The organism is Methylobacterium sp. Leaf123, assembly GCF_001423405.1.
Taxonomy (GTDB): domain Bacteria; phylum Pseudomonadota; class Alphaproteobacteria; order Rhizobiales; family Beijerinckiaceae; genus Methylobacterium.
In genome coordinates this window covers 124,444-136,512 of record NZ_LMNS01000036.1, presented here as the reverse complement: position 1 = coordinate 136,512, position 12,069 = coordinate 124,444, and the positions used below count along the sequence as shown (strand labels likewise).

Below are 12,069 nucleotides of genomic sequence, written 5' to 3'. Positions count from 1 at the left end.
CCTGCCCAGGCACGCGGTAGACAAGCGGATTTAAGGACCGAACGGCCCATGACCTACGTCGTCACCGACAACTGCATCAAGTGCAAGTACATGGACTGCGTCGAGGTGTGCCCCGTGGATTGCTTCTACGAGGGCGAGAACATGCTCGTCATCCATCCCGACGAATGCATCGATTGCGGCGTCTGCGAACCGGAATGCCCCGCCGAGGCGATCAAGCCCGACACCGAGGGCGATCTGGAAAGCTGGCTGAAGCTCAACGCCGACTACGCCAAGACCTGGCCCAACATCACCCAGAAGAAGGACGCCCCCTCCGACGCCAAGCAGTGGGATGGCGTGAGCGGCAAGCTGGAGGCGCATTTCTCGCCCAAACCCGGCTCTGGCGACTGAGACTCCGCCGCGCACTCACAGGGGGCACGGCGGGACGGGCCCTGGAAACGCGGCGGCCTCTCGTCGCAGGCGGTTCATCCGGGGCACTGATCCAAACGCACCACGGCCTCCCTCGAAAGATCCACCGGAAGTCCCGGCGACGCTCTTTTCGATCCGCGAAAAACCTTCGATCCTCCCATGCGGAGATGCGCTCGCGCGCCGGCAATCCTTTGATTCGCCGGCCCGTTCGTGTTACATAAGGGCTCGCCGTCGCTCACGCCCGATGCGCCCCCTCCTGATCGCCCTCAAAGCGAGTTCCGTCTTCCTGGAAAAGAGGTTGGCTGCGATCGACCGCCGGAAGCATCTCGCTCCCGGTGGGTGCCTTCGTGTGGTGTGAGCAACGCGAGAGCCCGGGAACCGGCCAGCGCCTCGATGGGCGCGCCGCCGGACAGAGGCATGCGCCGGGTGTCCCGCCCCGGAGGTGACGAGCGTGCGGGCGTGGACGCGCCCCGCGTGGATGACAGTGGAGGCTCATTCCGCATGACCACAGCCAAGAAGACGACGGTAGCAGGCCGCCAAGGCTTCAAGACCGGCGAGGCGGTCGTGTATCCGGCGCACGGCGTCGGGCGGATCACCGCGATCGAAGAGCAGGAGATCGCGGGCTACAAGCTCGAACTGTTCGTCGTCTCGTTCGAAAAAGACAAGATGGTCCTGCGCGTTCCCACCGCGAAGGCCAACAGCGTCGGCATGCGCAAGCTCGCCGAGCCGGAACTCGTCAAGAAGGCCCTCGACGTGCTGACCGGCCGCGCCCGCATCAAGCGCACGATGTGGTCGCGCCGCGCCCAGGAATACGAGGCCAAGATCAATTCCGGCGACCTGATCTCGGTCACCGAAGTGGTGCGCGACCTCTTCCGCTCCGAAGCCCAGCCCGAGCAGTCCTACAGCGAGCGTCAGCTCTACGAGGCCGCCCTGGACCGCGTCGTGCGCGAGATCTCCTCGGTGAACAAGATCACCGAGACCGAAGCGCTCAAGCTGATCGAGCAGAGCCTCGCGAAGTCGCCGCGCCGCGCCAAGGCCGATGCGGAAGCCGATGCCGAGGGCGAGGACGACGTGCAGGAAGAGGCCGCCTGAGACGGGTTCACACAGCGAATCAGATCGCTGCACGTTTCGTATCTGCGAACCAGAGGGCTCGGCGCCACGCCGGGCCCTTTTTTCATGCGCCGCCCGTACAGCTCTTGACGCTTTCGTGTTCGACGCCACGCGCCCGTAGGGAACAAGCGTCGCATGGATGTGTTGTGCCTCTGCCACGGATGGCTTGCCCCCTGGTCCTGTCCGGCCTGTCGCCGACCAACGGGACCGATGCGAGCCGATCCGAAACGCTCGAACCAAAAATGCTCGAACGAGAGAGGCGGGGATGGCAGAGATCGCGGGGATGCGGCGTCAGTTCATTCGAACAGCGATGGAGGCGCCGTTCCTTGCGAGGGATGAAGAGCGTGGGCTGGCGGTGGCCTGGAAGGAAGCGCGCGACGAGCGCGCCCTGCACCGTCTGATCTCCGCGCATATGCGCCTGGTGATCGCGCTCGCCGGCCGCTTCCGCCATTACGGTCTGCCGATGGCTGATCTCGTCCAAGAGGGCCATGTCGGCCTGATGGAGGCCGCAGCCCGGTTCGAGCCGGAGCGCGAAGTCCGCTTCTCCACCTACGCCACATGGTGGATCCGCGCCTCGATCCAAGATTACATCCTGCGCAACTGGTCGATCGTGCGCGGCGGAACGAGTTCCGCGCAGAAGGCCCTGTTCTTCAATCTGCGCCGTCTGCGCGCCCGGCTGATGCAATCGACCGAGGAGCAGGTCGGCTCTGAGATCCACGGACGGATCGCCACCGCGATCGGCGTCTCACGCGAGGACGTGGCGCTGATGGATGCGCGCCTGTCGGGCCCCGACATGTCGCTGAACGCCCCCGTCGGCGAGGAGAGCGAGGCCTCCTCCGAGCGCATGGACTTTCTGGTCGACAACGCCGCCCTGCCCGACGAAACGGTCTCGGCCCTGGTCGATGGCGAGCGGCGGCTCGTCTGGCTGCGGCAGGCCCTGACGGTGCTCTCCGAGCGCGAGTTGCGGATTCTGCGGGAACGGCGCCTCGCCGAGGATCAGGCGACCCTGGAAGCGCTGGGCCACCGCCTCGGCATCTCGAAGGAGCGCGTCCGCCAGATCGAGAACCGCGCCCTGGAGAAGCTGCGTCGGGCGCTCGCCGAGAAGTTCCCGCAAGCACCGAGCAGCGTCTACGCCTGATTTATCGAAGCAGGTCTGATCAAGGGCGGCACATCTGTGCCGCCCTTTCGCGTTCCAGAACGCGATTCAAAGGCGAGAGCCGTTCGCTCGACGGATCCAGTCGCCCTTGCCCTACCGCGGCCCGAGGTGCCGGCAGGCACGACTGCGAACCGCTTTGTGGCCAACGCGATAAAGCTGCGTGCCTTGGCCGCCAGGAGCCGCAAAGTCGGCGAAGGAGAACAGGGCATGCCGGCGGGCACCCGTCCCGTCAGCACGCACCGATGGGACCCGTGGAGGCCTCTCTGTTGACGATGGTGACGGTGAGCCCACGTCGGCCCTTGCCCAGCCACGGCAAAGCGTGGGCCAGCGGCTCAGCGCGTTGCGGGGGCGGGGACGCCCATGGTGATCGTGCTGACCTCGCTGCCGCGGTTGAGCGCCCAAGCGGTACAGGCTCCGACATCGGTACGATGAGCTGCGGCTTCGCGTTCGGGCGGTGTCATCGGCGCACTGCGCTCGGCGAGGTCGGCGAGCAAACTCGAAGATACCATCCTCAACCTCGGCCACCCTGCGCACGATCAGCGGTGTTTCCCGGGGCTCCTCGACAGCGACGGCGATGATTGACGTTGTGGCGCGTCAGATCGGCCTGTGCGGGCTTCAGATCGACGCGAACCGTGGATGTGCTCGTGGAGCGCGGAGAACGCCGTGATGCTCCCAGAGATGCCGCAGCACGATCCCACACGTCCGGCATTCTTGCCGACTTGCCTTGGCATCATGGGGCCTGTCGACGTGCCGTTGATCTGGATGCCGACGCGCCCGTCCGGGTTGGCCATGCCCCTGTAGCGGCACGGCATCGAGGTGGGCGCTATCTGCGGATTGTCTGCCGGTTGGCGCCTATCAGCCTCAGACCATGGGTCAGCGCCAAGAGAGTGCCTCGTGCCCGGCTTCCTCCAATCCGTGGGATTCGGACCGGGGGCGGGCTCCTCATTGGGGCCAGGACAGCGGCACCGGCCAGACTCGCCCGGCCCCGGTCGACTTTCGCCAGCCGCCCGCAGGCGCTTGAGCAACACCGTGTGAAGCGCGTCCACACGGCCTCCGCGTGCCCGTCACGCAGACGGCGCCAACAACCCAAGCTGCAGGTGAGACGGGCACGCGGACGCTCTTCGCTCCCGCCAAGCCAGAGACTTGCCTCAAGCGTGTCGCGGCGATCACCGGTCACGGCAGGGACCGAACAACGGAGCGTTACGCAATCACTCAAAGCCCAGCCGTCCCCCATGGCGCCCAGGCGCGACAGGCACCCGGCTCGCGTGGGACGCGCCGAGGCACCGCCCGACCACGACACGATGCCGTCGCGCAAAATATGATTTTTTAAATATCAATATTTATCAGTATGTTAGACTAAAAAAAGCTGAGCCATGGGCGTGAAAAGCCGCCCTTGGCGCGCAAGAACGGCCACGAAGCGCCCCGACCCGCTTGCGACCGCGAAAAGTGCCGGCTATAAGCCCGCTCGTCGGCCTTCGGCGGCCGGCATCGGAGTGTAGCGCAGTCTGGTAGCGCACCACGTTCGGGACGTGGGGGTCGCAGGTTCAAATCCTGCCACTCCGACCAAGCAAGAAGAGGAACGCCCCATAAGGGCGTCGAGACGTTAAAAAAGGCGCCCGTAGCTCAGCTGGATAGAGCACCAGACTACGAATCTGGGGGTCAGAGGTTCGAATCCTTTCGGGCGCGCCATTCGTCTCTTTTTCACACTTCACAGTTACAATTAATCCTCCCTCCCTAACGGGAGGAGGCGAGCTGAGCCACCGCATCGATGGTGTTCTGGCAAGCCGTCGCGGGACGATTGGAAGTCAGCCGCTGGTGGTGCCGGGCGCGTTTCAGAGGGACCGGCGTCTTCGGGTAAAGTTCGGCCCGTTGCCCGGCAAGAACGCCGCGCTTTGCAAATCGGCCTGAAAGGACTATCCCCAAGCTCGGCCATATCGCTGGCTGATTCTTCGAGGAGTTTGGATGACCATAGACAAGCAGCCCGATCGCACGACTGCGCCGCTCGCCTTTGTCTCTGACCAGAACTACCCAGGAAATCTTGACTGCACGTCCGATCGCCCCGTTGCCGACGAATCGGACGCAATTGAACGCCATCAGAAGGCGAGCGTATCGCCGACCAACACTTTCGAAGGTTTCGGCTCTTTTTCAGGCTGAGTCAGCGCCGCCCAAGAACCTCGGCAAGGAGCCTCGATAAGCACTATAGGCAGCACACCGCCTACGCGGCCGAGTCTCCTTCTCAGGCGCCGGACAATCCTGCCGCGGATGCGTATCTCCTGCGGTAGGCTCGCACTTCGATCCAGACCCTATCCGGACTGCGGTGCCGGAGGATCTCCGGCAGAAATGCCGTAAGAGAGGCAGAGGCCCAGTGCGATCTCGGATACTCCCCACCCGATTGCATCACACCTGCTCCCCAGGACTATGATGCGGCTACCAGTCCGTCGAACGGAAGCCTGCCTCCTGCACCACTCCATCTCCGCAACCAGCTCTCCATGCCAGGCTGATCACGTGGCCGAGGCCATCCGGCTAGCGATGACGGTCGCGAGATAAGGCAGCACGGCATCGTCGCACGTGGGCACGTTACGCTTCACGCAGGCTGAAATGCCAAAATCGCCAACTTTGAGCGTTGACCTGAGCGGTGTGCCCGCACGGCTTGCCAAGCCGCAACCCACCTGCTAGACGCAAGCATAAAGACTTGGTTGAACACCTATTCAGAAATAGATCCAGTATAATGGCGAAGAAGAGGCTGATCGTAATTGATGGGCTAGAAGACAAACAGGGACGATCCCTGCTTGTCATATCTTCACTTTATAAGTGCCGCTCCGAACTTGCCGACACCGAGATTCGCTTTATCGACGTAGATAGCCCGGCCGTGCGGGGCGCCGTCGATCTTCTGCATTGGGAAACCGGCCTCGACGTCCGCATCCCCTCCGATCTGAGCGAGTACGGCGGCGACTCGATGTTTGCCGGCGCCAGCCTGTACGCCGCCATTCGCTTCAACAGCCTGGATGGGCTGCACGTCGCAGAAGCAAAGTTCTTCAAGGTTCCGCTTCTCCTCGCCCTCCAGTTCCTCCCTGAATCGGCAACAAGCGAGCAATTGGCGCTCCTACAACCGGCGCACGATCCGGCTCTGTTCGCCCAACACCTGATCGAGCGCATGCGATGACCGAGCGCGCAGCGGGACGCCCTCCCATCATCCTCATCGTCGGAATGCAGAACAGCGTGCATGTTGCGCGCTGGATCAACATGCTGCGCGGGGATTTCGCACGCATCGTCGTCTTTCCAGTCCATACTGAGCAACCGGCACCGGAACTCCGACCTTGGTCCCTCGTCGCCGGCCTCAGCGACGTCGAAGCCTTGGAACCGGGCGAGGTTGGCGTTTTCCAACTCGGCAAATCCGACGGTGAACGCTATGCCACGTGGAAGTCGGAGCGGGCGGCCGGTCGGCTGTTTCCTGCTTCCCTCGGCATTGAAACGAACCCGAGTCTGACCCTGCCCGACGAGCTGATCGCCGCCATCCGGACGCTGCGGCCGGATCTGGTGCACACGATGGAAATTCAGCTTGCGGGCTATCTCGCCCTCGGCGCCAAGCGGTATCTTGGAAGCGCTATGCCGCCCTGGCTCCTGTCGAACTGGGGGAGCGACATCTATCTCTACCACCGCCTGCCCGCGCACCGGTCGGTCGTGCTCGAACTGGTGGGTGCCATCGACGGCTATCTGGCGGAATGCCGACGTGACGTGCCGCTGGCGCGCCGGCTCGGTCTAAAAGGGCACGCCTTCGACCCAATGCCGGCCTCCGGCGGTATCGATTTCAGCACGATCCCGGCGCTCGACCAGCTCGCCCCCCCGTCGCAGCGCGACACCATCCTGGTGAAGGGCTATCATGGTTGGTCGGGTCGTGGGATGCACATCCTGTCCGCTCTGCACCTCGCTGCGCCAGCCCTGCGCGGCCACCGCATCCGGGTCCAGTTCTGCTCCGCGGCGATGCTGGAGATGATGCGGGCCATGGCAGAATCGGACGGGCTCGACATCGCACCGGTCCCCTACGCCCCAACCCACGAGGAAGCCCTCGGCCGGGTCGCCGAAGCGCGCATTGTCGTTGGCATCGGGATCTCGGACGGGATCGGCACGACCCTTCTCGAAGCAATGTGCTACGGCGCCTTCCCAATTAAGGCGACGACTTCCTGCGCCTGCGAGTGGGTTCAGAGCGGCCGCGATGGCATCATCGTCGATCCCCACGACGTGAACGGACTATCCGAGGCTCTCGTGCGGGCCGCGTCGGACGACACGTTGGTCGATGCCGCCGCCACGCGCAACCGAGCCCACGTGGAGGAGCGCTGGGACGTCGGCCGCAACAGCGCGACCGTACGAGCGATCTATCGCCACATGTTGGGCGACGCCCCCCGAAACGCCGCGCCGGCCGCCTGAACCATGTCCACCGAGACTGTGACGATCCTCATCCCCGTCTACAATGGCGGGCCGTTCCTGACCCAGGCCATCGAGAGCGCGCTCGCGCAGACCTGGCCGGCGATCGAGGTGCTCGTCGTCGACGACGGATCGGAAGACGACGGCCATACCGAGCGGGTCTGCCGCTCCTTCGGTGACCGGATCCGCTATCTGCGCCGGGAGAATGGCGGTGTCGGCGCGGCTCTCAACACCGGCATCGCCGCGATGACCGGCCGGTATCTGAGCTGGCTCAGCCACGACGACATCTACGATCCGCGAAAGGTCGAGGTGCAGATGAAGGCCCTTGCGGCGCAGCCCGCCGCCTGCGTGATCTTCGGCGGCTACGCCACGATGAGCGAAGACGGCACCGTCCTGGCCGAGATCGAGACCGGATCGGGCTATCGCAGCGATCAGCCGCTCTGGGCGATCCTCGAAGGCCGCATCAACGGCTGCACCATCCTGCTCGACCGGGCTCTCCTTGAGCGCCACGGCAGCTTCGACATCGGACTGCCGACGACCCAGGACTACGAGTTGTGGTGGCGACTCGCGCTGCACTACCCCTTCATCTACGTGCCCGGTGCTCTGGTTCGGCACCGGGTTCATGAGGGACAGGGATCGCGGGGGCGTCGCCATATCGAGGAGGCGAACCTTCTCTGGATGGAGATGCTGGAGCAGGTGCCGGAGGAGCAGGCACGCGCGCATTCCGGTTCGGAGATGGCGTTCCTCCTGCGCGCCCGCGACTTCCTCCAGATCACCGGCTACGACAGCGCCAAGCAAGGTGCCGACGCGCTAATCCGCCGGCGGGCGGCGACAATATCCGTCGGCGTAGTTCTCGGCAGCCGCAGCCCGCATGAGGCAGCGCTCGCGAAAGTCGAACTTACCAGCAGCGGCCTCGATCTCGCTTTCCTCCTCGTGGATGCATCACCCGACCAGCATTCCCTGCTCATCGCCGACTCGCTTTCAGATAAACTCTCCGGCGACGTCATCGGCGCCCCGGTCGATCCGAAGGATCTGGCCGCCCGCGCCCTTGCCGAATTCGATACTCCGATCTTCGCCTTCCTTCCCCATGATGTGTCCGTCTCCGCTTTCTGGTCGGCGATTGCCCACCTCCTGCGTGATCCGGCCCTCGATGGCACCGCCATCCCGCAGATGGTGAGATCCGAGTCGGGCGCGCATCCGCTCGGTCCCTTGTCCGGCCTCATCGTGCGTCGCAACGCCCTCTCCGCCGCCTTGACCCGAGCCGTCGAGACCCGCAGTGACTTCATCTCCTCCCTCGGCATGTCGAACCGGCTCAATGTCGCCGCAGCCTGATCCGCTCCCCGACGCGTCCCACCTAGACGGTCTGCGCGTCCAAGTTCCCGGCGAGCATCAGATCTGGCTCGTCTTCGGCGATCAGCGCCACTACATCACGGGTATCGACGTCCTGCGGGCAATCTTCCGCGACGACGACTTTCGGGCCTCCCCGGATTGCGCAGAGCTGTTGGAGGGGAGCGTACTCGGTCCCGGCAGCCGGCTCGTGCGCGCAACGGAAAGCGAGTCGGTCTACCTCGTGGTCAGCTCGGAGCTCGGTCAGGAGACCCGGCATCTCGTCGTCGATGCGGCGCAGTTCGAGCGCTACGGCTTCGCCTGGGAAAAGGTCGCCGAGATTTCGCCGGAAGCTTTACAAGGCATCCCGGTCGGCCTGGCGCTCGGGCCGCTCGCGACCGCCACCGCTATGGCCGAGCGCGAGAACATGGAACGGCTACTTGAGAGCCTGCATCCAAGCCGGCCGATCCTACTGTTGCTGCTGGAAGAGCGGGACGAATTCGCGGAGCGGTTCGCCGCTCATCTTCAGGAGAGCGTCCGCCGCCGGGTTCATGTCCTTCTCGGCTGGCTTGAGGCCGGGCGACTCACCCTGTCGTCCGGTCTCCCCAACACGTCGGATGCTGTGACGGTGCGAATGTCCGACACGGCGCTGGCATCGGCTGCGCGGATCTTGCGAATCCAACGGATCGACATGCTCGCAACCCAGTTCCGGCCCACCGTGCGGACGGTCCTGAAGGCGCTCGATCGCCCCTTCGATCTCACCCCAATGCGCGTCCCTTCGGAACAAGGTGATGCAAACGGGGAAATGCAGGCGCTCGCGCGGAAGGCGGCCCGTGTCGTCGCCTGCAGCGATGCGATGCTGAGCGCCCTGCGCGCCGGGTTGCCGGGACAGACGATCGCGACCGGCCTCGATCCGGAAGCGCGCAAGCCCAACCTGTTCCGCGTGCACCCGGCCCGGCTCGATGCGGATGAGGCCCTGCGCATCCTGATCTGGGGCGGAGACTCGGGGCCGGAGAGCGGTCTCGTGGAGGAGACGGTCGCGGCCAGCCGCAACGGGGATCTCGCGCCGCGGTTCTTCGGCCTCGACGGGACGCAGGCGGCATCTCCCGCCGGATTACGGAATCTGGGCCTGGCCGATCGCCTCGACCTCAATAGGCTGGCCTGTGTCCTGCGCCCACATCTTGTCTGGTTCCCGAACCCGGCTCCAGAGGCGTTCGACTTCAGGGTCTCGGCGGCCCTGGCGCAGGGTTTACCGATCCTGGCCAGCGCCGCCTGCGGTCTCAACCTTCGCTTGGCAGGCCGGCCCTATACGTGGATCCTCCCTCCAGAGGCGACGGCAGCCACCGTGGTGGCCGAACTTGGGGCGATCCGGACGAAGTGGGCATCTGAACATGCTCGCCTGCATCGGACCGAAGCCGCACCGGGCTTCTATCCGGGCGCCTATCTCACATGGGCCACGACGGATGCGCCGCCTCAGGCCGAGCCGCCATCCAGCGATACGGTCGCCCTCGCGCCGGCCCCGCTTCCCACGAAGATGGCGCCTGCCCCGATCCCTGCAAAGAAAAAATGGCGGCTTTTCAAATGACGATACCGGCCGCAGCCGGATCGCCGGCCGGTCGCCGGCCGATCCGCGCGCTAATCTGTGATTTCGACTTCTACTCCGCCCTCGGCGGCGGGCAGACGTTCTACCGCCGCGTGATCGAGCGGCATCCAGATTGGACGTTCGTCTATCCATCGCGGGGCCGCGACCTCGCAGGTGACGTCCGATCCCGGCTTCCCGCCAATGCGAACCCCTACGGCTTCGACCGTTTTCTCTCTCCCTGGGGGCTCCTGGCTGCGCTGAAGATCGAAGGCTCTGAGGAGCTATTCTACGCGTCGATCGTCATCCAGATCGCCGTACCACTCCAGGGCCAGTTCCTCGACGTCGTCGAGGTGCCCTCGTTCTTCCCCGTAGCGCATCTCATCCGTCCGATCTTCGCCGCCTTCGGCATCGGCGTCGGAACGGTCTCGCTGGGGATGCTCGGATGGCTGAGCGTCAGCAACCGCAACGCCTACGCCTCGGAAGTTCCGGAGGCGGTGGTCGAGCGGCTCGAGGATCTGGAACGGCGCTGCATCGCTGGAGCCGACGTGAGCTATACGATCTCGGATCTCCATGCAGCCGAGAACGACCGGACGAAGCCCTCGGCGGTCATCGACATGCACGATGCCCTCGATACGGTGCCGCCGCCCGCTGCCCGTCCGCCGGGGGAGGGACCACCCGATCTCTGGTTCGTCGGACGTCTCGACCGGAACAAGGGCCCCGACCTCTTCATCGAGATCGCGTCGCAGATTCCCCGCTCGCTCTACCGGAACTGCTATCTGTGCGGTCCGGACAATCCCTGGGCCTCCTCGGGACCGCGCTGGTCCGAAACGGTCCTCGAACTCGCCCGCGAACGGCAGGTCCCCGCCGAGTATCTTGGCGAGATCAGTCATGAGGAGTTGTGGTCGCGCGCCTTCCGTGGCCGGTCGGTGCTCGTCATCCCGTCCCGGTCCGACGCATTCAACTACGTGGCGGTTGAGGCGACCATGTCGGGGGCTCCGATCCTGCTGTCGAACCAAGCGGGCGCCGCAGCCTTCCTCACGGCGCGCCATGCCGGCATCGCCCCGCCGATCATCGATCCCAACGATCTGGCCGACGCTGCGGCCAAACTGAAGCGTCTGCTCGGTGAGTACGAGACGCGGAGCCGGCACCTGCGCAAGACCATCCTGACCGGGGGTTGGCCCGCCCCCCGCAACGACTTCTTCGTGGACGTGATCGGTTCGGCCCCGGCGGGGTCGGGCCGCGCCGACCCTGATCTCCTCGAACGTGCCCGCGCAGCCGATCCGCTAAACTTGGCCCCTGCCCGGATTTGGCGCTCGGTGGCGCCTCCGCCCGCCGGAAACGACATCGAGATCATTCTGCGGGCAGGGCGTGACCGAGGGGCACTCGAACGAAGCTTGACGGCCTTGCGCACGCCGAATGCCGACGGCCTCGCGGTGACAATTCTGGTCGAAGGAGGGCGGGAGCCCGAAGGGCTGCCGCAACTCCTGCGCAGCTTCCATCCCGGCGCGGCGATCGTCCGCACAGGGAGCAAGGACACGGCTGCGGCGATCAACGAGGCGTTCGACCGATCGCAGGCTGCAGCGGTCATGCTGCTCGATCCAGGCGACAGCGTTGACGGTGTGGCCCTGCGCCACCTCTTCCAGGCTCTGCAAGGGACGCCGGATGCAGATCTTGCGATCGGCCTGTGGTCGGAACTCGACACGTTCGGATCGATCCTGCGGGATCACCCGGCCGAGGCTTTCGATCTTCGCACTCTGATCGGTCCGGGGGCACGCCCCGGCGGGATCTTGGTGCGCCGGACCGAGCGCCTCATGATCGACGAATCCATGGGAGATTGCGGCCTCCTCGAGCTCTATGGCCGCCTCGCCGCCGACGCTCCCATCGTGCGTGGCACCGAACGGATCGGCTGGTCCTGGCCTGCCGCCGAAGCCAATGCGAGACTGCACAACCCGGCCGACCTGTCGCCGCTGTTGCTGAAATGGCTGCTCGATTCCCCCCGCACGGGCAGCCGGGATGCTGCTGCTTGAGCACCGGAATGGTTACGCCGCAACCGCTCGAGCGCGTCCGT

General features: G+C 65.3%; 9 protein-coding genes and 2 tRNA genes. All 11 read left to right on the top strand.

All coding sequences use genetic code 11. The features are described 5' to 3' along the window. Positions 1-48: 48 nt before the first annotated feature. The 11 genes from fdxA (at position 49) to ASF53_RS17700 (ending at position 12,028) form a co-directional block, all read left to right on the top strand. A complete protein-coding gene (gene fdxA / locus ASF53_RS17745; protein WP_056201369.1) occupies positions 49-387 on the top strand; it encodes a ferredoxin FdxA in 339 nt (112 codons plus the stop codon). A 519-nt stretch (positions 388-906) separates the two neighbouring features. Then, positions 907-1,497: a CarD family transcriptional regulator gene (locus ASF53_RS17740; RefSeq protein ID WP_003599510.1), complete on the top strand. Its 591-nt coding sequence runs from the start codon at positions 907-909 to the stop codon at positions 1,495-1,497. Positions 1,498-1,780: 283 nt separating this feature from the next. After that, on the top strand, positions 1,781-2,653 hold the full coding sequence (locus tag ASF53_RS17735) for an RNA polymerase factor sigma-32 (RefSeq protein WP_056201366.1): 873 nt from the start codon (positions 1,781-1,783) through the stop codon (positions 2,651-2,653). 1,507 nt (positions 2,654-4,160) lie between these two features. Beyond that, a tRNA-Pro gene (locus ASF53_RS17730) sits at positions 4,161-4,237 on the top strand. Between the two features lie 46 nt (positions 4,238-4,283). Further along, positions 4,284-4,360 (top strand) — tRNA-Arg (locus ASF53_RS17725). A gap of 273 nt (positions 4,361-4,633) precedes the next feature. Then, positions 4,634-4,825, top strand: a complete 192-nt coding sequence (locus ASF53_RS25895) for a hypothetical protein (protein WP_156635629.1) — start codon at positions 4,634-4,636, stop codon at positions 4,823-4,825. Between the two features lie 574 nt (positions 4,826-5,399). Further along, entirely contained in the window at positions 5,400-5,834 is a 435-nt protein-coding gene (locus ASF53_RS17720; RefSeq protein ID WP_156635627.1) for a hypothetical protein, read from the top strand. Continuing rightward, positions 5,831-7,096, top strand: coding sequence for a glycosyltransferase (locus ASF53_RS17715; RefSeq protein WP_056201361.1), 1,266 nt, complete (start codon positions 5,831-5,833; stop codon positions 7,094-7,096). The genes ASF53_RS17720 and ASF53_RS17715 overlap by 4 nt, the downstream gene beginning before the upstream one ends. A gap of 3 nt (positions 7,097-7,099) precedes the next feature. Beyond that, positions 7,100-8,425, top strand: a complete 1,326-nt coding sequence (locus ASF53_RS17710) for a glycosyltransferase family 2 protein (protein WP_056201357.1) — start codon at positions 7,100-7,102, stop codon at positions 8,423-8,425. Between the two features lie 205 nt (positions 8,426-8,630). Then, positions 8,631-10,004, top strand: a complete 1,374-nt coding sequence (locus ASF53_RS26160; RefSeq protein ID WP_210168541.1) for a hypothetical protein — start codon at positions 8,631-8,633, stop codon at positions 10,002-10,004. Further along, a complete protein-coding gene (locus ASF53_RS17700) occupies positions 10,001-12,028 on the top strand; it encodes a glycosyltransferase (protein ID WP_056201352.1) in 2,028 nt (675 codons plus the stop codon). Before ASF53_RS26160 ends, ASF53_RS17700 begins: the two co-directional genes overlap by 4 nt. Positions 12,029-12,069 lie beyond the last annotated feature (41 nt).

Excerpts from the sequence above, each read along its gene's own strand:
- ASF53_RS17710 (WP_056201357.1), top strand. The coding sequence starts at position 7,100 with ATGTCCACCGAGACTGTGACGATCCTCATCCCCGTCTACAATGGCGGG.
- fdxA (WP_056201369.1), top strand. The coding sequence starts at position 49 with ATGACCTACGTCGTCACCGACAACTGCATCAAGTGCAAGTACATGGAC.
- ASF53_RS17715 (WP_056201361.1), top strand. The coding sequence starts at position 5,831 with ATGACCGAGCGCGCAGCGGGACGCCCTCCCATCATCCTCATCGTCGGA.
- ASF53_RS25895 (WP_156635629.1), top strand. The coding sequence starts at position 4,634 with ATGACCATAGACAAGCAGCCCGATCGCACGACTGCGCCGCTCGCCTTT.
- ASF53_RS17700 (WP_056201352.1), top strand. The coding sequence starts at position 10,001 with ATGACGATACCGGCCGCAGCCGGATCGCCGGCCGGTCGCCGGCCGATC.
- ASF53_RS17720 (WP_156635627.1), top strand. The coding sequence starts at position 5,400 with ATGGCGAAGAAGAGGCTGATCGTAATTGATGGGCTAGAAGACAAACAG.
- ASF53_RS17740 (WP_003599510.1), top strand. The coding sequence starts at position 907 with ATGACCACAGCCAAGAAGACGACGGTAGCAGGCCGCCAAGGCTTCAAG.
- ASF53_RS17735 (WP_056201366.1), top strand. The coding sequence starts at position 1,781 with ATGGCAGAGATCGCGGGGATGCGGCGTCAGTTCATTCGAACAGCGATG.